Genomic DNA, 17,980 nt, shown 5'->3' with positions numbered 1-17,980 from the left:
TTGTCCTGGAACGTAGGCCGGGTAAGCGTCAGCGCCACCCGGCACAATGTCAGAACGTTTCCCAGTTCGCTTCAGACGCGGTCGCTACCGGCTGCGCTTTTGGTACATAGCTCTTCACCGGCGCGGCTTTGACAGCCTGGTTGCGGGTAATTTTAAACACCGCCACCGCTTCGTTCAGGCGTGCAGCCTGATCTTCCAGCGCCGCCGCGGCCGCCGCAGACTCCTCCACCAGCGAGGCGTTCTGTTGGGTGACGCGGTCCATCTCCGCCACCGCCTGACCGACCTGATCGATACCGCGGCTCTGCTCGTCAGAGGCTGAGGCAATTTCACCCATGATGTCGGTGACGCGGGTGACCGCATTGACGATCTCTGCCATCGTCGCGCCCGCTTCGTTCACCAACTGAGACCCCGCATTCACGCGCTCGCCGGAATCATCAATCAGCGCCTTAATCTCTTTCGCCGCCTGGGCGCTGCGCTGGGCAAGGGTACGCACTTCGCCCGCGACGACCGCAAAGCCACGGCCCTGCTCGCCCGCGCGCGCCGCTTCCACCGCCGCGTTCAACGCCAGAATGTTGGTCTGGAAGGCAATACCGTCGATCACGTTAGTAATTTGCGCAATTTTGCTTGAGCTGGTGGCGATCTCGTCCATCGTACGTACCACGCCTTCCACCACGTTGCCGCCCTTCTTCGCGGTTGAGGAGGCATCCAGCGCCAGCCGGGAAGCCTGACGCGCGTTATCGGCGTTCTGCTTCACGGTGGCGGTCAGCTGTTCCATGCTGGCAGCGGTCTCTTCCAGAGACGCGGCCTGCTGCTCGGTACGGGAAGAGAGATCGTTGCTGCCCGCAGAGATTTCGCCCGCGCCGGTGTAAATGGTGTCTGCGCCTTCACGCACCACGCCCACGGTGTTCGCCAGCGACGTTTGCATCTCCTGTACGTTGCGGGCCAGGATCGCCATTTCGTTTTTACCCTCTGCCTGAATCGGCTGGGTCAAATCCCCTGCAGCAATGGCGCGGATATGGTTGATGACGTCCTCCAGAGGCAGCAGCAGCACGCGACGCATCGCAATCCAGCTGGAGATAATCACCGCAATGACGAGAATCATGACGGCAGAGAGGATCCAAAGGATGCGCTTATAGTCGCTTTCGTTATCCTGAATGCCTTTATCAGTGAGCGCGGCCTGCGCTTCACGCCACTCGCGGTAGACCTTTTGCATCGCCGTCTGCTTCTGCTCGGCGTTCTGTTTAAACATATCTTCCAGATTGCCCTGGCCCAGCAGAACGTTCATTTGCGTCAGCGTAGCGGAATATATGCGGTACTGCTCCTCCAGCCGATCGGCCAGTTTCTCATCCAGACCCGGGGTTTCCGGCAGCGCGTAGTATTTATCGTAATGCGCCTGGGCATCGGCCAGCAGATTTTTCGCGGTGTTCACCAGTTCGTTCAGCTGACCGCCGTTAATCTGCGACGCCATGCTGCTTTGCAGGCGCAGCATGCCGCGATTCAGCGTCACGCGCGCCTGGTTCAGGCTGATCCAGGCGTCGGTAAATTCCGCCACGTTCTGGCTGGAAAGCTGAGAAACGGTGAAGTTCTCTTTATCGTTATTCAGCGCATTGATGAAAATGCCGGCAGAGATCAGCTGCATGATGCCGAGCACAAGCAGCACCGAAATCAGAAGGGTAATGACTTTTATACGTTTAAACATGCGTTGCCTTTTTTATATGCAGGTATTGTCTGACGTGTATCTATCGGCAGGCTCGGCGCGTTGTTTACTGTTTCTACACCTTTAAAAACTTTCTAAAGCACTTTCTTATGTTCATTCAGGGAGTTAAAAGAGACATTTTTTTGTGATCCACATCTCATTCTCTCCCTTCCCTCTAAAGGGTTATAGCCTCGCCTTAAAGATGCATCTAATATGCATCTTATATTATTCATGACGAGGTAACTGCTATGGCCTTCCGCGACCAACCCCTGGGCGAGCTGGCGCTCTCCATCCCTCGCGCTTCTGCGCTGTTTCGTAAATACGATATGGATTACTGCTGCGGCGGTAAGCAAACCCTGGCGCGCGCCGCGTCGCGTAAAGAGCTGGATGTCGAAGTGATTGAAGCCGAGCTGGCACAGCTGGCCGAGCAGCCCATCGATAAAGACTGGCGCACCGCACCGCTCGCGGAAATCATCGACCACATCATCGTGCGTTACCATGACCGTCACCGTGAACAGCTGCCGGAGCTGATCCTGCAGGCAACGAAAGTTGAGCGCGTTCACGCCGACAAACCCTCCGTACCGCGCGGTCTGGCAAAATACCTGACCATGCTGCACGAAGAGCTGTCCAGCCACATGATGAAAGAAGAGCAGATCCTCTTCCCGATGATTAAACAGGGCATGGGGAGCCAGGCGATAGGGCCTATCAGCGTGATGGAAAGCGAGCATGATGACGCGGGCGAACTGCTGGACGTGATCAAGCACACCACCCACAACGTCACGCCGCCGCCAGAAGCGTGCACGACCTGGAAAGCGATGTACAACGGCATTAACGAGATGATCGACGACCTGATGGAACACATCAGTCTTGAGAATAACGTGTTGTTCCCGCGGGCGTTGGCCGGGGAATAAAAAAGGCCGCTGCGGCCTGACGCCCTCACCCCGGCCCTCTCCCACTGTACGGTCCGGGGACATAGTGAACACTTGTTCGGGGACATGGTAGACACTTACAACTAAGGCATAAGAACCCGTTTATGGAGTCGCTTATGCCCTGGGATGCGAGAGATACCATGTCATTACGTACCGAGTTTGTTTTGTTCGCCTCGCAGGACGGGGCGAACATCCGTTCCCTCTGCCGTCGCTTCGGCATTTCACCGGCCACCGGCTACAAGTGGCTTCGCCGCTGGGCGGAGGAAGGGGCCGCCGGCCTTCAGGACCGCCCGCGCATACCGCACCATTCCCCGAACCGCTCATCTGACGACATCACTGCCCTGCTGCGTATGGCCCATGACCGCCATCAACGCTGGGGCGCACGCAAGATAAAGCGCTGGCTCGAAGACCAGGGGCACACCATGCCCGCCTTCAGCACCGTCCATAACCTGATGGCCCGTCACGGCCTGCTGCCGGGCACTTCACCGGGCATTCCCGCCACGGGACGCTTCGAACACGACGCGCCGAACCGCCTCTGGCAGATGGACTTTAAGGGCCACTTTCCCTTTGGCGGTGGCCGCTGCCATCCGCTCACCCTCCTGGACGACCATTCCCGTTTTTCCCTGTGCCTGGCGCACTGTACCGATGAACGGCGCGAGACCGTGCAGCAGCAACTGGTCAGCGTGTTTGAACGTTACGGCCTGCCGGACCGGATGACGATGGACAACGGCTCACCGTGGGGAGACACCACCGGCACCTGGACGGCGCTGGAGCTGTGGCTGATGCGCCACGGTATCCGGGTGGGGCATTCCCGGCCTTATCATCCGCAGACGCAGGGCAAGCTGGAGCGTTTTCACCGCAGCCTGAAGGCGGAAGTGCTGCAGGGCAAGTGGTTCGCGAGCGAGGGTGAACTGCAGCGCGCCTTCGACCACTGGCGGACGGTGTACAACCTTGAACGCCCGCATGAGGCGCTGGATATGGCGGTACCGGGCTCGCGGTATAAGCCGTCTGCACGACAATACAGCGGCAACACCACGCCCCCGGAATACGACGAGGGCGTGATGGTCAGGAAAGTGGATATCAGCGGAAAGCTGAGCGTGAAAGGGGTAAGTCTGAGCGCAGGCAAGGCGTTCAGGGGAGAACGGGTCGGGCTGAAGGAGACGCAGGAAGACGGCAGCTACGAGGTGTGGTGGTACAGCACGAAAGTGGGGGTGATCGACCTGAAGAAAAAGTCGATCACCATGGGTAAAGGATGTTAAAAAGTGTTCACCATGTCCCCGAACACCTGTCTACCATGTCCCCGGACCGTACACCCACGGGGAGAGGGTGCAAAAACTAAAAACGGCAACCGAAGTTGCCGTTTTGCTTTTACCTTACGCCAGCCATCCGTTTCTTACCGATAAACATCCAGCCCAGCCCCAGCGCGATAAACCACAGCGGCGTGACGATCAGCGCCTGACGGGTATCATCTTCCAGCGTCAGCAACACCAGCACGAAGACGAAGAACGCCATGCATACCCAGCACATCAGCTTGCCCAGCGGCATCTTGTAGATCGATTTCTCATGCAGGTGTGGACGCTGTTTGCGGTACACCAGGTACGAGCACAGGATGATGGTCCAGACGAACATAAACAGGATCGCAGAGACCGTGGTAATCATGGTGAACGCGCCAATCACGCTCGGGTTGACGTAGAGCATCACCACACCGCCCAGCAGGCAGATGCACGAGAAGGTCAGCCCTTTCGCCGGTACTGCACGTTTAGACAGCTTGGCAAACGCGCTCGGGGCAACACCCTCCTGCGCCAGACCAAACAGCATACGGCTGGTGGAGAACACGCCGCTGTTTGCAGATGAAGCCGCTGAGGTCAGCACCACGAAGTTAATCAGGCTCGCAGCAGCAGGCAGACCCACCAGCACGAACAGCTCAACGAATGGGCTCTTGGTTGGCACCACCGAACTCCACGGCGTCACGGACATAATCACGATCAGCGCGAAGACGTAGAACATGATGATACGCACCGGAATGGAGTTAATGGCGCGCGGCAGGGATTTCTCCGGATCTTTGGTTTCCGCAGCCGTGGTACCCACCAGCTCAATCCCGACAAACGCAAACACCGCTATCTGGAAGCCCGCAAAGAAGCCGCTAAGGCCTTTCGGGAACCAACCGCCGTCATTCCACAGATGGGTAAATGATGCCTGAACGCCGGTTGGCGACTGGAAGTGCGTCAGCACCATCACCAGGCCCACAACAATCAGCCCCACGATAGCGACGATTTTGATCATCGCGAACCAGAACTCCATCTCGCCGAACATTTTCACAGTGGCGAGGTTCAGGCTCAGCAGCAGGACAATCACCGCCAGCGAAGCCACCCAGTCCGAGAGGCCGGGGAACCAGAATTGCGCGTACGCCGTGATGGCCACAACGTCAGCCATACCGGTGACAACCCAGCAGAACCAGTAAGTCCAGCCGGTAAAATAGCCCGCCCATGGCCCCAAAAGGTCGGAAGCAAAGTCGCTGAAAGATTTGTATTCGAGATTCGAGAGCAGCAATTCACCCATTGCGCGCATCACGAAGAAAAGCATAAAACCGATGATCATATAAACGAAGATGATCGACGGCCCGGCAAGACTGATGGTTTTGCCTGACCCCATAAACAGCCCGGTACCGATGGCACCCCCGATAGCGATAAGCTGAATATGACGGTTTGTGAGATTGCGCCGTAGCGACTGTTCAGACGACGCCTCTTCTGTAGCGGCGACTTTGACCTGATCTACCATGTGATATTTTCCTGTTTATGCCTGTCTGTGTTGTTAAGGCTCTTCTGGCCTTTAAATACGTCAAAGAATGACGGTCCCTTGTAAGGGCTAATCGATATTAGGTAAGAATCGGCGGGATGAATACTATGATTTGAATATTATGTTAATAATATGTTGAAAGTGAGTGTCATATCACTCATACAGCGCGAAACAGCTCACAAAAATACACGCAACAGTTTCGTTTGCAAGATAAAATGTTGATTACGTCGTAACTATAGGTTTTATCACTATTTTCCTCTCCCCGGACGGAGAGAGGAAATAAGAAAAGCCGATTACAGGATTTCCAGCAGCTCGACTTCAAAGACCAGGGTGCTGAATGGCGGAATGGACGCACCCGCGCCACGCTCGCCATAGGCCAGGTTCTGAGGAATGGTCAGTTCCCATTTGGAGCCAACAGGCATCAGGGTCAGCGCTTCGATCCAGCCCGCGATAACGCCGTTAACCGGGAATTCAGCCGGTTCGCCGCGTGCAACAGAGCTGTCGAACACGGTACCGTCAATCAGTTTGCCGGTGTAGTGAACGCGAACGTGGTCGGTGCGAGCCGGGATCGCGCCGTCACCCTGGTTGATCACGCGGAACTGCAGGCCCGATTCGGTGCTGTTCACGCCTTCGCGCTCGCGGTTCTCTTCCAGGTATTTCACGCCTTCTGCTGCCATCTCTTCGAAGCGCGCGCGACGCACGGCGTCAGCACGTTCGTGAATTTCACGCAGCGCGCGGTGCACAACGTCAACCGGAACAGCCGGATGATTGCCTGCCAGCGCGTCAGCGATACCCGCCACCAGCGCTTCCGGTAACAGACCTTCCAGGCCGGATTCGCTCAGCTGCTGTCCTACCTGCAAGCCGATGCCGTAGCTTGCCTGCGCTTCGATAGTGTCAAAAGTCGGGGTGGTCATGGGTTTTCCTTCCATCACATTTAAAGTAGCGGGCAGCATATCAGCCATGCCCTTATGGGTAAAACTTTGTCTTAAGTAAAGGTGACAAACTGCGGCGAAACAGAAACAATAGAGCCAGTCAGGATTTTCCCAAATATGTGTCACGAAAGCTGGCTTTGTTACGCCCATCAGGCAGTTAGCAAACTACACTTCTCAGGACAGGATAAAAAAGACGCGGAGCAGGAGGAGAGCCATGCCCGGGCGATTTGAACTGAAACCTACCCTGGCGAAAATCTGGCAGGCGCCAGACAATTTTCGCATTATGGACCCGCTGCCCCCTATGCACCGCAGAGGCATTATCATTGGCGCGCTGCTGGTGATCGTGGGCTTCCTGCTTCCTTCTGGCGGCGACGACGTTGATACCGCACCGGTGACCCGCAATGCGCAGCTGGATATCCAGTCGCAAACGCGACCGCAGCCGGATGCGCAGCCCATGCAGACGCAGCTGGTGACGCCATCCAACGATCCAGGCCAGGTCGCACCTGTAGAGCCTGAACCCGTTCAGGAAGAACAACCGCAGGAGCAGGCCGCTGCGCCACAAGTTCAGCAACCGACAGGCATTGAACAGCAGTGGCGTTCCTATCGCGTTGAGCCGGGTAAAACGCTCGCGCAGCTGTTCCGCGACCACAACCTGCCTGCTACGGATGTCTATGCTATGGCGCAGGTGGAAGGCGCAGGCAAGCCGCTGAGCAACCTGCAAAATGGACAGATGGTGCAGATCCGCCAGAACGCCAGCGGCGTGGTGACCGGTCTGACGATCGATACCGGTAATGGCCAGCAGGTGCTGTTTACCCGTCAGACCGACGGCAGTTTTATTCGCGCACGCTAGTTCTGTAGGCCGGGTAAGGCGTAGCCGCCACCCGGCACACTGTTCTCAGGCACTCCGCTTATTCACCCACCAGATCCCCGAACAGACCAATACCAGCGCAATCGCATATTTGATATCCAGAATATTTTCCCCGAGGAAAATGGCGGATAAGACTGTGCCTGCCACCGGCACAACGAAGTTAAACGGCGCAATCATACTGACGCGGTTAACTTTCAGCAGCACGCTCCACAGCGCAAAGGCGACGGATGAGAGCAGCGTCAGATACCCCAGTACGGCGATGGCCTTCATACTGTGCACTTCCAGCGTTCCGCCTGTTGCATACCCTCCCCCCACCAACACCAGTCCACCGATAGCCAGCTGCCAGCCGGTCATCACCGTGGGATCGACGGTCTGGGAGATGCGTTTTCCGTAAAGCGTGGCAGCGGAGAGAATAAAAGCAGCCAGCACCACAAACCCGTCACCATTCCAGACAAACTGGAAATCGCTTAACCCGCTGTGGAAGTTCACCAACATCACCCCGGCAAACCCGAGAATACAGCCCAGCGTTTTGTTATAGCTCAGCTTGTCGTTGTGGTAGATGAAGTGCGCCAACAGCACGCTGAAGAAGGTTCCAGTGGCGTTCATGATTGAACCGTTCACCCCCGTCGTGTAGGCCAGGCCTATATAGAAGAAAGTGTACTGAATAGTCGTCTGGGTCAGGCCGAGAATGGTGAGCTGGCCAAACTGCGTGGGCGTAAGCCTGCCAATCGGTTTTCGCTGGGCCAATGCAAACAGCAGCAGCAACACACCGGCAAACAGGAAACGGTATCCGGCAAACACCACTTTCGATGGAATATCATCGGTTGCGATCTGGAAAAGCGCATAACCACTTTTAATGGCCGGGTAGGAGCTACCCCAGAGCAGACAGCAGAGCGTGGCGCAGGCATAGGCCACATTTCGGCGCGCAAAGACAGGTGTGGGCAGAGCGGTATCCATGACAAATCTCATAAATAAAATTGCGTTTCAATTTATTATCAGAGAATGCGACAGGAATAGCTACCATACAAGAAGAAATGATGAATTCTGGTCCCCCAGAAAAGCAAAACGCCGGCACAAGGCCGGCGCTTCGACGTGAGCAGAGTAAAAAATTACTCAGCTACTACGTTAACAACCAGTTTAGCGAACACTTCGCTGTGAACCTGGAAGTCAACTTCGTGCTCACCAGTGGTACGCAGAACGCCGTTCGGCAGACGAACTTCGCTCTTAGCCACTTTAACGCCTGCTGCAGAAACTGCATCAGCGATATCGCGGGTACCGATGGAACCGAACAGTTTACCTTCGTCGCCAGCTTTAGACGCGATGGTAACAGTGCCCAGTGCGTTGATTGCTTCAGCGCGAGCGTTAGCAGCCGCCAGAACGTCAGCCAGTTTGGCTTCCAGTTCAGCGCGACGTGCTTCGAAAAACTCAACGTTTTTCTTAGTAGCTGGAACAGCTTTACCCTGTGGAACCAGGAAGTTACGTGCGTAACCCGCTTTAACGTTAACCTGATCACCCAGGCTGCCCAGGTTTGCTACTTTATCAAGCAGAATAACTTGCATTACCTTATCCTCTTAAAGTCGTATTAATGGACCGTGCCCGATTACTGATGACGATCAGTGTACGGCAGCAGGGACAGGTAGCGAGCGCGTTTGATAGCGCGAGCCAGCTGACGCTGGTATTTTGCACGAGTACCGGTGATACGGCTTGGGACAATCTTACCGCTTTCGGTGATGTAGTTTTTCAGCGTTGCGATATCTTTATAGTCGATCTCTTGAACGCCTTCCGCGGTGAAACGGCAGAACTTGCGACGACGGAAATAACGTGCCATATGGCTAGTCTCCAGAATCTATCAAATCAATCTGCTCGGCATGCAGAACCATTTTGCTCAGGCCGTTCTTTGCCTTGTGGCAAGAGATGAACCCCTGAACGATTACTGCGCTACCGACCGTTAAACTGTGAGTAATGGCCTGGTTTTCGTGTCCGCTAATAATAACGGGCATTTGGCACCACGCCTGCCGGTGAAACCCGGCTTCCTCTTGCACAGAACGATGCTCAAGCACGAACTGGCAATGCGGAATTCCTGATGGACTGACCTTTCGAAGGGGAGCCCTGCATACGATGCCGGACAACGCCAGACGGTTGGTCATCAGAAATTACTCTTCAGAATCCCCAGCATCAGAATCATCTGCGGTTTCGTTTGCGAAATCATCGCGACGCTCACGGCGCTCGTCTTTCGCTTTAACCATCGGAGATGCTTCGGTAACTGCGTTTTTGGTACGCATAACCATGCTGCGGATAACGGCATCGTTGAAGCGGAAGGTAGTTTCCAGCTCATCGATCACTTCCTGCGGCGCTTCAACGTTCATCAGAACGTAGTGTGCTTTGTGCAGTTTGTTGATCGGGTAAGCCAGCTGACGGCGGCCCCAGTCTTCCAGACGGTGGATCGTACCTTCTGCACCAGTGATGGCAGCAGAGTAACGCTCGATCATACCCGGAACCTGTTCGCTCTGGTCAGGATGGACCATAAAAACGATTTCGTAATGACGCATCGAATTGCTCCTTACGGATTATTCAGCCTCCTGTCTGGGTCAGCCGAGGCCCGGGGAGGCAAGGAACGTGTTAAAGGTCGGCTGAAAAATTGACGCGTCATAATACTTGCGCGCCCCTGGAAACTCAAGCTGATTGCACAAATAATTCGCACAAAGCGCGAAGCGGGTCTAAGTCGGTGATTTAAAATTAATCACACCGAGAAGCGTTGTTTTTTTGAACAACACCATCAGAAATGGTCACTCATCGCACAGCGATAAGCGATTACACTTTAATCAGAGCCCATCTAAACCGAGAAGGAGCAGGACAAACCGTCACACAGCACGCAGTCGTGGAGCGCATATCATGAAAAAAATCGCATTAGCCATAATGGCGGCGCTTTTGCTCAGTGCAAACGCGATGGCAGCCATCAAGATAGACAGCCGACAGGCCAGAAACATGGATGATGTGCAAAGCTTGGGCGTAATTTACATCAATCATAATTTCGCCACGGAAAGTGAAGCAGATCAGGCATTAAACGAAGAAACCGATGCCCAGGGCGCAACCTATTACCACGTGATGTTAACCCGTGAGCCCGGCAGCAACGGCAACATGCACGCCAGTGCAGATATTTACCGATAACGCTTTAACGCTAGCACCAGGAAAGCCAACAAAGAGAACATAGCCATAGTTTGACTTGCCCCCTGCCCGGGGGCTTTTTTTTGTGAATGGCTCCGGAATACCACCGGTTACAACTGTTTTTGGTATTCCAGAGCACTTATTCACTTCTGCCCGTAATAGGCATTCGGGCCATGCTTACGCATAAAATGCTTGTTCATCAGGTAATCATCAATGCCCTGAAGCTGTGGATTGATGTCGCGAGCAATCCACGCCATTTTGGCCACCTCTTCCATCACCACGGCATTATGTACCGCGTCGTGAGCATCTTTACCCCAGGCGAACGGACCGTGCTGGTACACCACAATCCCCGGCGTATGCAGCGGTTCACTTGCGCCCAACGTTTCGATGATGACCTTCCCGGTGTTGAGCTCGTACTCGCCTTCCACTTCAGCCTGCGTTAATGCGCGCGTGCAGGGAATGTCGCCAAAGAAGTAGTCCGCATGCGTCGTCCCAAGTGCCGGTATGGGCAGCCCCGCCTGAGCCCAGGCAGTCGCGTGCGTGGAGTGGGTATGCACCACGCCGCCAAGGGACGGATAACGCCGATACAGCGCCAGATGGGTTGCGGTATCTGATGAAGGCCGCCATTTGCCGTCAACGACACGCCCTTCGAGATCCACCACCACCATATCTTCAGCTTTCATGGTGTCATACGCCACACCGCTCGGCTTGATCACTACCAGACCTTGCTCGCGATCGATAGCGCTGACGTTACCCCAGGTGAACGTGACCAGGCCATAGCGCGGCAGATCCATGTTGGCTTCAAAGACCTGCTGTTTAAGCTTAAGCATGTTCAGCCTCCAGCAATCCCGCCCGCGCCATACGTTCGCGCACCCAGTCCCGCGCTTTCACGACTTCGGCAGCCGGGTCGGCTGACGTTTCGCTCCACATCTCAATCAGGTAAGGCCCGCAATAACCCGTCTGTTTGAGCGTTTCAAAGCACCGTTCGAAATCCACCACCCCGGTGCCGAACGGAACATTTTTGAATACGCCTGGACGTGTATCTTTGACGTGCACCGCCACGATATGACCGACGCCCGCCTGCAGCTCCATCTGTACGTCGTTATCCCATGCCGACAGATTGCCGATATCGGGATAAAGCTGGAACCATGGATTATTGAGATAGTGCGCGTAGCCCAGCGCCTTACTGATGGAGTTCATCAACGGGTAGTCCATGATCTCCATCGCCAGCGTGACCTGCGCGCGACTTGCCATCTCAACGCTCTCTTTCAGACCATCGCGAAAACGACGGCGCGTTTCATCGTTGGCTTCCTGATAGTAAACGTCATAACCCGCCAGTTGGATCACGCGGATACCGACATCCTGCGCAAAGCGAATGGCTTTACGCATGATCTCCAGCCCCTGCGCACGTATGGCATCATCTTCGCTGCCGAGCGGAAAACGACGGTGGGCACTCAGACACATGGACGGCACGCGCACGCCCGTTTCAGCAATGGCGCTCACCAGTGCGAGCCGCTGTTCACGGCTCCAGTCGAGACGAGAGAGGCGCTCGTCTGTTTCATCCACGGACATTTCGACAAAATCGAAGCCCAGCTGTTTTGCCAGCTGCAGCCGCTCCAGCCAGCACTCCCCCGCGGGGAGTGCCTTTTCATAGATGCCAAGCGGGACCTGTTTTGACAACATACCCGCTCCTTAGCCCCAAAGCTGAGCGATTGAGCGTTTAAACTGACGCGCCGCTTCAACCGGAGACGCCGCATCACGAATGCTACGACCGGCAATAAAGACGTGAATTGGAATGCCCTGGAACAGCGGAAGATCTTCCAGCGCCAGGCCGCCGGTGACGGTCACTTTGAAGCCCATATCCGCCAGACGTTTGATGGCGCTGATATCCGCTTCACCCCACGCCACGCCTGCAGCCTGCGCATCACGGCTACGGTGGTAAACCACCTGCTGAATGCCCGCGTCACGCCACTCCTGCGCCTGCTCCCAGGTCCAGAAGCCGGTCAGTTCAATCTGCACGTCGCCGTTAAACTCTTTTGCCACGTCCAGCGCGCCTTTCGCAGTGTTGATATCTGCACAGCAGATCACGGTGACCCAGTCAGCATTCGCTTCGAAGCACATGCGGGAAAGAATTTTGCCTGCATCGGCGATCTTGGCATCCGCCAGCACGATTTTATGCGGATAGAGCGCCTTCAGGTCGCGAACGGCGCGAACGCCCTCACCCACGCACAGAATGGTACCCACTTCGATGATGTCCACTTCTTCCGCGATCAGACGGGTAGTTTCGTAAGCGTGGGACAACGTTTGGTTATCCAGCGCAACCTGCAACATTGGTAATGACATATTCAGTTCCTCTTAGACTGCCGCCGCAGTGGCGTTATCAATTAAATCCAGCACTTCCTGCTCGGTACGGCAGGCGCGTAAACGGTCAAAATTGGCTTCATCATCAAACAGATTGACGATCTGCATGATGCCCACCTCCTGGTGGGTGTTGGCATCCACGGCGGCCATGGTGATCAGGATGTCGACCGGGTCGTTATCTTCATGGTTAAACACCAGCGGCGTTTTCAGCGTCACAAGGGCAAAGCCGGTTTTTTTCACGCCCTCTTCAGGGCGGCCGTGCGGCATGGCCAGGCCTGGCGCAATCACAAAGTAAGGGCCGTGCTGCGCCACGCCATCAAGAATGGCCTGGTAGTAACGCGGCTCGACAACGTCAGCCTTAACCAGCAGATCCACGCTCAGCTTCACCGCCTCCTGCCAGGTGCTGGCCTCCGCCTGCAAAAGGATGGAGTTATTTTCTGCCAGCGAATCACGTAATTTCATGTTTCGTCCTTACTTCACGTCTTGAGGGAAGTGCGCTTTGATCACTTCCAGCAGTTTTGGGCCGAAATCCGCAGGCGACAGCATGTTGCGCACGCCCACCACATATTTGTTGCCCGTCACGGTGATCTCGCCGGCGATGTGGGTAGAAGCGATGATGATGTCTGCGCCGTTCAGCTCACTTTTGTATTCGCCCACTGCGCAGCTGTTCACCGTGTGGTCGATGTTTGACTGGGTTAAAAACTGATCCACTTTCATCTTCATGATCATGGAGCTGCCTTGCCCATTGCCACATACAGCCAGGATACGTACGGTCATAATCGAAACTCCTTAATGAGCAGACACTTCTGCTGTTTGTTTTTCCGCATCTTCTTCAGCTCGCAGAGAACGGCCAGCGAAGAACATATAAGCCAGTGCAATCAGAATGATGACGGCCATAAAGACCAGTCCGACGGAGGCAAAGCCCTGCATCATCGGTGGTGCCAGAATTGACCAGTCCGCCATGCCCATCCAGGCGCTCATACCGGTAAGCTTGACCGCCCACACGCAACCGAAGATTTCAACCATGCCCATTACCAGGCAGATCTTGAGCGCTGCGCGCCAGCCGCCGAAGTGGTTAGCAAACACGCCGATGGTGGCGTTGGAGAAGAACATCGGAATAAAGCCAGGAATAATCAGGATTGAGGAGCCGCAGCCGACCAGGATGCCTACCGCAATCAGCTGGCCGATGGTGCCCCACATAAAGCCCCAGACCACCGCATTTGGCGCAAAGCTATAGATAGCAGCACAGTCAATCGCCAGCACCGCGCCAGGGATCAGGCGTTGGGAGATACCGTTGAAGGCTTCCGACAGTTCGGCGACGAACATACGTACGCCCTGAGTGATGATGAAAATGGCCACCGCGAAGGAGAAGCCGGTCTGCAGGATATAGACCGTCCAGTGGGTTTTACCCGCCATCGCCTGAACGACGTCAATGCCGAAGGAGAGCAAAATGGCGCCGAAGAAGATGGTCATCACAATCGCCGTTGAAACGATGTTGTCGTGGAAGATATTCAGCCAGCCCGGCAGCTTGAGGTCTTCAACGCTCTCTTCTTTTTTGCCCAGGTACGGCGCAACTTTGTAAGCAATCCAGGAGGCGAACTGCTGCTGGTGACCGATGGAGAAGCCGCAGCCATCAGTCACTTCCTGGGTTGGCTTGTACATCATGTTGGAGGTGATACCCCAGTAGAGCGAAACCAGCACCGCGGTGCAGATAATCGTGGTCCACATTGGGTAGCCGAAGATATAGAAAGAAACCGCAATCAGCCCCGCCTGCTGGAACATGATGTGGCCGGTCAGCATGATGGTGCGAATGCCGGTAATGCGGCGCAGCAGAACGTAAATGATGTTCAGGGCCAGCGCGAGCAGGACCGCATACCCCACCCAGCTATAGGCATCACCCATGCGTTCAATGGTCGCCATCATGGATGCGTAGGTATCAGAGATAGCGCCGTTAATGCCATACACTTCCGACATTTTGGCGACAACCGGCTTAAAGGTACTGGTCAGAATGCCTGAACCCGCCTGCAGCAACATAAAACCAATAATGGTTTTGATGGTGCCTTTGATAATCACGCTGACGCTTTTTCGCAGCAGGATATAGCCCAGGCACGTCACGATACCCAGCAGCAGCGGGGCGTTGGTCATTACCTGATTAAAGAACACGGTAAAGACGTTGTAGAGGATCTCCATAACTCTCTCCAGAAATGAGAACACGAGGGGCAATCCCTGTGTGGTTGGTGCCATCACTCTAGTAATCACAAATAATCACCACAAGATTGGATTTGATTATTTGTGACGTATCACGCAAATTATTTCCATGGTGTTAGTAATGATTTTCACTACCGTGCATGAAAAATAAATTAATCTTTATAATTCATTAAATTAATGATTAATACCGGATAGTCTAACAAGTAAAAAGCGGATAACCCGTGAAGTCGAACAGATAAAATTCACCATTTTCACCATTGCAAAACGCGTCAAATGATGCCAGTATCAATCACAACAAATCATATTGTGATTACTTTTGATTAAACCAGGAGTCAAAACGATGAGTAAAGTGAACACCATCACCCGTGAATCATGGATTCTGAGCACCTTCCCGGAATGGGGTAGCTGGCTGAATGAAGAGATCGAGCAGGAACAGGTTGCTCCTGGCACATTTGCAATGTGGTGGCTGGGCTGTACCGGTATCTGGCTGAAATCAGAAGGTGGCGCCAATATCTGCGTCGATTTCTGGTGCGGCACCGGTAAACAGAGCCACGGCAACCCGCTGATGAAAAAAGGTCATCAGATGCAGCGCATGGCGGGCGTGGAAAAACTGCAGCCGAACCTGCGTACTACGCCGTTTGTGCTCGATCCGTTTGCAATTCGTCAGATCGACGCCGTCCTCTCTACCCACGATCATAACGATCATATCGACGTGAACGTGGCTGCAGCGGTGATGCAAAACTGCGCGGACGATGTGCCGTTCATTGGGCCGCAGACCTGCGTGGATCTGTGGATCGGTTGGGGCGTGCCGAAAGAGCGCTGCATCGTGATGAAACCGGGCGATGTAGTAAAAATTAAAGACATTGAAATCCACGCGCTGGATGCCTTTGACCGTACAGCATTGATCACCCTGCCCGCCGATCAGAAAGCAGCAGGCGTGCTGCCAGATGGTATGGACGAACGTGCGGTGAACTACCTGTTTAAAACCCCTGGCGGTTCTCTGTACCACAGCGGGGACTCCCACTACTCCAACTACTATGCGAAGCACGGTAACGAGCATCAGATCGACGTGGCGCTGGGCTCCTACGGTGAGAACCCGCGCGGCATCACCGACAAAATGACCAGCGCCGATATGCTGCGCATGGCGGAAGCGCTGAACACCAAAGTGGTTATTCCGTTCCACCATGATATCTGGTCAAACTTCCAGGCAGACCCGCAGGAAATCCGCGTGCTGTGGGAAATGAAAAAAGACCGCCTGAAGTATGGCTTCAAGCCGTTCATCTGGCAGGTCGGTGGCAAGTTCACCTGGCCACTGGACAAAGATAATCTGGAATATCACTACCCACGTGGTTTCGATGATTGCTTCACCATTGAGCCTGACCTGCCGTTCAAGTCCTTCCTCTGATTGTGAAGTCAAATCGCCAGACCTTGTGTCTGGCGATGTCATATTTATTTTAGTAATTTCACGCTATTTCAAATATCATCTTTTCAAATCAATTCTTATCGGAATAGCTCATGACGGAAGCGCAACGACATCAAATTTTACTGGAACTCCTGGCGCAAACAGGGTTTATCACCGTTGAGAAAGTGATCGAACGATTAGGCATTTCTCCGGCAACGGCCCGACGGGACATCAACAAGCTGGATGAAAGTGGCAAACTGAAAAAAGTCCGTAACGGTGCGGAAGCCATTAGCCAGCAGCGTCCGCGCTGGACGCCGATGAACATTCATCAGGCGCAGAACCACGATGAAAAAGTGCGGATTGCAAGAGCAGCATCACAGCTGGTCAACCCTGGCGAAAGCGTCGTGATCAACTGCGGCTCCACGGCGTTTTTACTGGGGCGGGAGATGTGTGGCAAACCGGTGCAAATCATCACTAACTATTTGCCGCTGGCCAACTATCTCATTGACCAGGAGCATGAAAGCGTAGTGATCATGGGCGGTCAGTACAATAAGAGCCAGTCCATTACGCTCAGCCCACAGGACAGTGAAAATAGCCTCTACGCCGGACACTGGATGTTCACCAGCGGTAAAGGCCTGACTACAGATGGGCTGTATAAAACCGATATGCTGACCGCCATGGCGGAGCAAAACATGCTTAACGTGGTAGGCAAGCTTGTTGTGCTGGTCGACAGCAGCAAAGTGGGCGAGCGCGCAGGCATGCTGTTCAGCCGTGCCGAGCAAATCGACATGGTGATCACCGGTAAAAATGCCAACCCGGAGATCCTCCAGAAGCTGGAAGATCAAGGGGTCAAAATTCTTCGGGTTTAAAGGTGCTGGCGGAAAAAGCTCACCGTGGCATCCAGCGCCGTCGGCGTAATACGGTGACGAACGCCCGCCTCCCAAAGGCAGGTTAAATTGCCGTCCAGCCCTTCATTCTTTAACGACTGCTGTAAACGGAACGTTCCGTCAGGCGGAACCACATCATCCGCCTCGCCGTGCCACAGCAGCAGCGGGCGATTGGCCAGGTGCGGTAACGCATGGGTGACGTCCCACTCCGCCAGCGCCGCTTCGATATCTTCTGGGTTCTGCGAGGGAAACAGCGTCTTCGAGAGCGAAGTGAAGTAGCCCGACCCCATCAGACAAGCGACGGACTTCACCTCCGAATGATGCGTCATGATCCCCAGCGCCGTCATTCCCCCCATTGAAGCCCCAGCAACCGCCAGGCGATCGTTCTCCACCAGCCCGGCCTCAAAAAGCGCATCGCGCAGCCCTGCAAATTCCGTCAGGCTACCATGCAAGATTTGCCAGAACTGGCCGAGCCGCGCCTGCTCGTTGCCCGAAAATCGCGCGCCATGATCCGGAGCATCCGGCATAACAACGCGGAATCCAGCCTGCGCCAGCGCCACAGCAAAATAGCTATAAACCAGTTTTGACGAGGTAAACCCATGATAAAAAACCACAACTGGCAGCGGCTGCTCACTTTTCCCGGTGGGGAAAGCATGTAATATTTCGCGGTCACCAAGGCGTCGCGTTTCGAGTTCAATCATTGTCGGTCCTGTACTGATGAATGATTCATAATGTT

General features: G+C 54.7%; 21 protein-coding genes. 6 read left to right on the top strand and 15 right to left on the bottom strand.

From position 1 onward, the window contains the following. Positions 1-49: 49 nt before the first annotated feature. Positions 50-1,699, bottom strand: a complete 1,650-nt coding sequence (locus ACOQH0_RS02230) for a methyl-accepting chemotaxis protein (protein WP_420986187.1) — start codon at positions 1,697-1,699, stop codon at positions 50-52. Between the two features lie 245 nt (positions 1,700-1,944). Here ACOQH0_RS02230 and ytfE point away from each other — a divergent pair, with 245 nt between their 5' ends. Beyond that, on the top strand, positions 1,945-2,607 hold the full coding sequence (ytfE, locus tag ACOQH0_RS02225) for an iron-sulfur cluster repair protein YtfE (RefSeq protein WP_303569662.1): 663 nt from the start codon (positions 1,945-1,947) through the stop codon (positions 2,605-2,607). Positions 2,608-2,741: 134 nt separating this feature from the next. After that, positions 2,742-3,884 carry an IS481 family transposase gene (locus tag ACOQH0_RS02220; protein WP_421510610.1) on the top strand — a complete coding sequence of 381 codons (1,143 nt, stop codon included), beginning with the start codon at positions 2,742-2,744 and terminating at the stop codon, positions 3,882-3,884. Between the two features lie 109 nt (positions 3,885-3,993). On the opposite strand, the gene cycA is transcribed toward ACOQH0_RS02220, so the two are convergent. After that, complete coding sequence (gene cycA / locus ACOQH0_RS02215; protein ID WP_420986186.1) at positions 3,994-5,403, bottom strand: D-serine/D-alanine/glycine transporter; 1,410 nt, start codon at positions 5,401-5,403, stop codon at positions 3,994-3,996. A 311-nt stretch (positions 5,404-5,714) separates the two neighbouring features. Continuing rightward, positions 5,715-6,335, bottom strand: a complete 621-nt coding sequence (gene fklB / locus ACOQH0_RS02210; protein WP_168927638.1) for an FKBP-type peptidyl-prolyl cis-trans isomerase — start codon at positions 6,333-6,335, stop codon at positions 5,715-5,717. 232 nt (positions 6,336-6,567) lie between these two features. Here fklB and ACOQH0_RS02205 point away from each other — a divergent pair, with 232 nt between their 5' ends. Beyond that, the gene (locus tag ACOQH0_RS02205; RefSeq protein WP_089599117.1) at positions 6,568-7,203 is read left to right on the top strand and encodes an OapA family protein; all 636 of its coding nucleotides are present in this window, start codon (positions 6,568-6,570) and stop codon (positions 7,201-7,203) included. Positions 7,204-7,248: 45 nt separating this feature from the next. On the opposite strand, the gene ACOQH0_RS02200 is transcribed toward ACOQH0_RS02205, so the two are convergent. The 5 genes from ACOQH0_RS02200 to rpsF form a co-directional block, all read right to left on the bottom strand. After that, on the bottom strand, positions 7,249-8,178 hold the full coding sequence (locus tag ACOQH0_RS02200; RefSeq protein ID WP_010427442.1) for a DMT family transporter: 930 nt from the start codon (positions 8,176-8,178) through the stop codon (positions 7,249-7,251). A 152-nt stretch (positions 8,179-8,330) separates the two neighbouring features. Continuing rightward, the gene (gene rplI, locus ACOQH0_RS02195; RefSeq protein WP_008502894.1) at positions 8,331-8,780 is read right to left on the bottom strand and encodes a 50S ribosomal protein L9; all 450 of its coding nucleotides are present in this window, start codon (positions 8,778-8,780) and stop codon (positions 8,331-8,333) included. Between the two features lie 41 nt (positions 8,781-8,821). After that, on the bottom strand, positions 8,822-9,049 hold the full coding sequence (gene rpsR, locus ACOQH0_RS02190; RefSeq protein WP_000135199.1) for a 30S ribosomal protein S18: 228 nt from the start codon (positions 9,047-9,049) through the stop codon (positions 8,822-8,824). Positions 9,050-9,053: 4 nt separating this feature from the next. Beyond that, complete coding sequence (gene priB / locus ACOQH0_RS02185; protein WP_008502895.1) at positions 9,054-9,368, bottom strand: primosomal replication protein N; 315 nt, start codon at positions 9,366-9,368, stop codon at positions 9,054-9,056. A gap of 6 nt (positions 9,369-9,374) precedes the next feature. Further along, positions 9,375-9,770, bottom strand: coding sequence for a 30S ribosomal protein S6 (rpsF, locus tag ACOQH0_RS02180; RefSeq protein ID WP_014068637.1), 396 nt, complete (start codon positions 9,768-9,770; stop codon positions 9,375-9,377). A 343-nt stretch (positions 9,771-10,113) separates the two neighbouring features. Between rpsF and yjfY the strand changes: the two genes are divergently transcribed. Next, positions 10,114-10,389 carry a DUF1471 family protein YjfY gene (gene yjfY / locus ACOQH0_RS02175; protein WP_010427445.1) on the top strand — a complete coding sequence of 92 codons (276 nt, stop codon included), beginning with the start codon at positions 10,114-10,116 and terminating at the stop codon, positions 10,387-10,389. A 140-nt stretch (positions 10,390-10,529) separates the two neighbouring features. Here the strand turns inward: yjfY and ACOQH0_RS02170 are convergent, their stop codons facing one another. From ACOQH0_RS02170 to ulaA, 6 genes are read right to left on the bottom strand one after another with little or no spacing between them, the layout of a single operon-like run. Next, complete coding sequence (locus ACOQH0_RS02170) at positions 10,530-11,216, bottom strand: L-ribulose-5-phosphate 4-epimerase (protein WP_421511425.1); 687 nt, start codon at positions 11,214-11,216, stop codon at positions 10,530-10,532. Further along, positions 11,209-12,069, bottom strand: coding sequence for an L-ribulose-5-phosphate 3-epimerase (locus tag ACOQH0_RS02165; RefSeq protein WP_010427449.1), 861 nt, complete (start codon positions 12,067-12,069; stop codon positions 11,209-11,211). Before ACOQH0_RS02165 ends, ACOQH0_RS02170 begins: the two co-directional genes overlap by 8 nt. 9 nt (positions 12,070-12,078) lie before the next feature. Further along, a complete protein-coding gene (gene ulaD / locus ACOQH0_RS02160; protein WP_023334265.1) occupies positions 12,079-12,729 on the bottom strand; it encodes a 3-keto-L-gulonate-6-phosphate decarboxylase UlaD in 651 nt (216 codons plus the stop codon). 12 nt (positions 12,730-12,741) lie between these two features. Further along, positions 12,742-13,209 (bottom strand): PTS ascorbate transporter subunit IIA, encoded by a 468-nt coding sequence (ulaC, locus tag ACOQH0_RS02155; protein ID WP_013095304.1) that lies wholly within the window; start codon positions 13,207-13,209, stop codon positions 12,742-12,744. Positions 13,210-13,218: 9 nt separating this feature from the next. After that, positions 13,219-13,524: a PTS ascorbate transporter subunit IIB gene (gene ulaB, locus ACOQH0_RS02150; protein ID WP_001577590.1), complete on the bottom strand. Its 306-nt coding sequence runs from the start codon at positions 13,522-13,524 to the stop codon at positions 13,219-13,221. A gap of 12 nt (positions 13,525-13,536) precedes the next feature. Further along, entirely contained in the window at positions 13,537-14,937 is a 1,401-nt protein-coding gene (gene ulaA / locus ACOQH0_RS02145; RefSeq protein ID WP_089599122.1) for a PTS ascorbate transporter subunit IIC, read from the bottom strand. Positions 14,938-15,295: 358 nt separating this feature from the next. Between ulaA and ulaG the strand changes: the two genes are divergently transcribed. Both ulaG and ulaR read left to right on the top strand, forming a co-directional pair. Further along, entirely contained in the window at positions 15,296-16,360 is a 1,065-nt protein-coding gene (ulaG, locus tag ACOQH0_RS02140) for an L-ascorbate 6-phosphate lactonase (RefSeq protein ID WP_010427455.1), read from the top strand. Positions 16,361-16,470: 110 nt separating this feature from the next. Then, a complete protein-coding gene (gene ulaR / locus ACOQH0_RS02135) occupies positions 16,471-17,226 on the top strand; it encodes an HTH-type transcriptional regulator UlaR (protein ID WP_042713424.1) in 756 nt (251 codons plus the stop codon). On the opposite strand, the gene yjfP is transcribed toward ulaR, so the two are convergent. Continuing rightward, positions 17,223-17,945, bottom strand: coding sequence for an esterase (gene yjfP / locus ACOQH0_RS02130; protein ID WP_421511424.1), 723 nt, complete (start codon positions 17,943-17,945; stop codon positions 17,223-17,225). The two genes, ulaR and yjfP, sit on opposite strands and share 4 nt — an antisense overlap. Positions 17,946-17,980: the final 35 nt, after the last annotated feature.

The organism is Enterobacter sp. JS8-1, from assembly GCF_049187015.1.
GTDB classification, from domain to species: Bacteria; Pseudomonadota; Gammaproteobacteria; order Enterobacterales; family Enterobacteriaceae; genus Enterobacter; species Enterobacter mori.
This window is presented reverse-complemented; position numbering and strand designations above follow the sequence as displayed.

Excerpts from the sequence above, each read along its gene's own strand:
- ACOQH0_RS02230 (WP_420986187.1), bottom strand. The coding sequence starts at position 1,699 with ATGTTTAAACGTATAAAAGTCATTACCCTTCTGATTTCGGTGCTGCTT.
- ytfE (WP_303569662.1), top strand. The coding sequence starts at position 1,945 with ATGGCCTTCCGCGACCAACCCCTGGGCGAGCTGGCGCTCTCCATCCCT.
- ACOQH0_RS02220 (WP_421510610.1), top strand. The coding sequence starts at position 2,742 with ATGCCCTGGGATGCGAGAGATACCATGTCATTACGTACCGAGTTTGTT.
- cycA (WP_420986186.1), bottom strand. The coding sequence starts at position 5,403 with ATGGTAGATCAGGTCAAAGTCGCCGCTACAGAAGAGGCGTCGTCTGAA.
- fklB (WP_168927638.1), bottom strand. The coding sequence starts at position 6,335 with ATGACCACCCCGACTTTTGACACTATCGAAGCGCAGGCAAGCTACGGC.
- ACOQH0_RS02205 (WP_089599117.1), top strand. The coding sequence starts at position 6,568 with ATGCCCGGGCGATTTGAACTGAAACCTACCCTGGCGAAAATCTGGCAG.
- ACOQH0_RS02200 (WP_010427442.1), bottom strand. The coding sequence starts at position 8,178 with ATGGATACCGCTCTGCCCACACCTGTCTTTGCGCGCCGAAATGTGGCC.
- rplI (WP_008502894.1), bottom strand. The coding sequence starts at position 8,780 with ATGCAAGTTATTCTGCTTGATAAAGTAGCAAACCTGGGCAGCCTGGGT.
- rpsR (WP_000135199.1), bottom strand. The coding sequence starts at position 9,049 with ATGGCACGTTATTTCCGTCGTCGCAAGTTCTGCCGTTTCACCGCGGAA.
- priB (WP_008502895.1), bottom strand. The coding sequence starts at position 9,368 with ATGACCAACCGTCTGGCGTTGTCCGGCATCGTATGCAGGGCTCCCCTT.
- rpsF (WP_014068637.1), bottom strand. The coding sequence starts at position 9,770 with ATGCGTCATTACGAAATCGTTTTTATGGTCCATCCTGACCAGAGCGAA.
- yjfY (WP_010427445.1), top strand. The coding sequence starts at position 10,114 with ATGAAAAAAATCGCATTAGCCATAATGGCGGCGCTTTTGCTCAGTGCA.
- ACOQH0_RS02170 (WP_421511425.1), bottom strand. The coding sequence starts at position 11,216 with ATGCTTAAGCTTAAACAGCAGGTCTTTGAAGCCAACATGGATCTGCCG.
- ACOQH0_RS02165 (WP_010427449.1), bottom strand. The coding sequence starts at position 12,069 with ATGTTGTCAAAACAGGTCCCGCTTGGCATCTATGAAAAGGCACTCCCC.
- ulaD (WP_023334265.1), bottom strand. The coding sequence starts at position 12,729 with ATGTCATTACCAATGTTGCAGGTTGCGCTGGATAACCAAACGTTGTCC.
- ulaC (WP_013095304.1), bottom strand. The coding sequence starts at position 13,209 with ATGAAATTACGTGATTCGCTGGCAGAAAATAACTCCATCCTTTTGCAG.
- ulaB (WP_001577590.1), bottom strand. The coding sequence starts at position 13,524 with ATGACCGTACGTATCCTGGCTGTATGTGGCAATGGGCAAGGCAGCTCC.
- ulaA (WP_089599122.1), bottom strand. The coding sequence starts at position 14,937 with ATGGAGATCCTCTACAACGTCTTTACCGTGTTCTTTAATCAGGTAATG.
- ulaG (WP_010427455.1), top strand. The coding sequence starts at position 15,296 with ATGAGTAAAGTGAACACCATCACCCGTGAATCATGGATTCTGAGCACC.
- ulaR (WP_042713424.1), top strand. The coding sequence starts at position 16,471 with ATGACGGAAGCGCAACGACATCAAATTTTACTGGAACTCCTGGCGCAA.
- yjfP (WP_421511424.1), bottom strand. The coding sequence starts at position 17,945 with ATGATTGAACTCGAAACGCGACGCCTTGGTGACCGCGAAATATTACAT.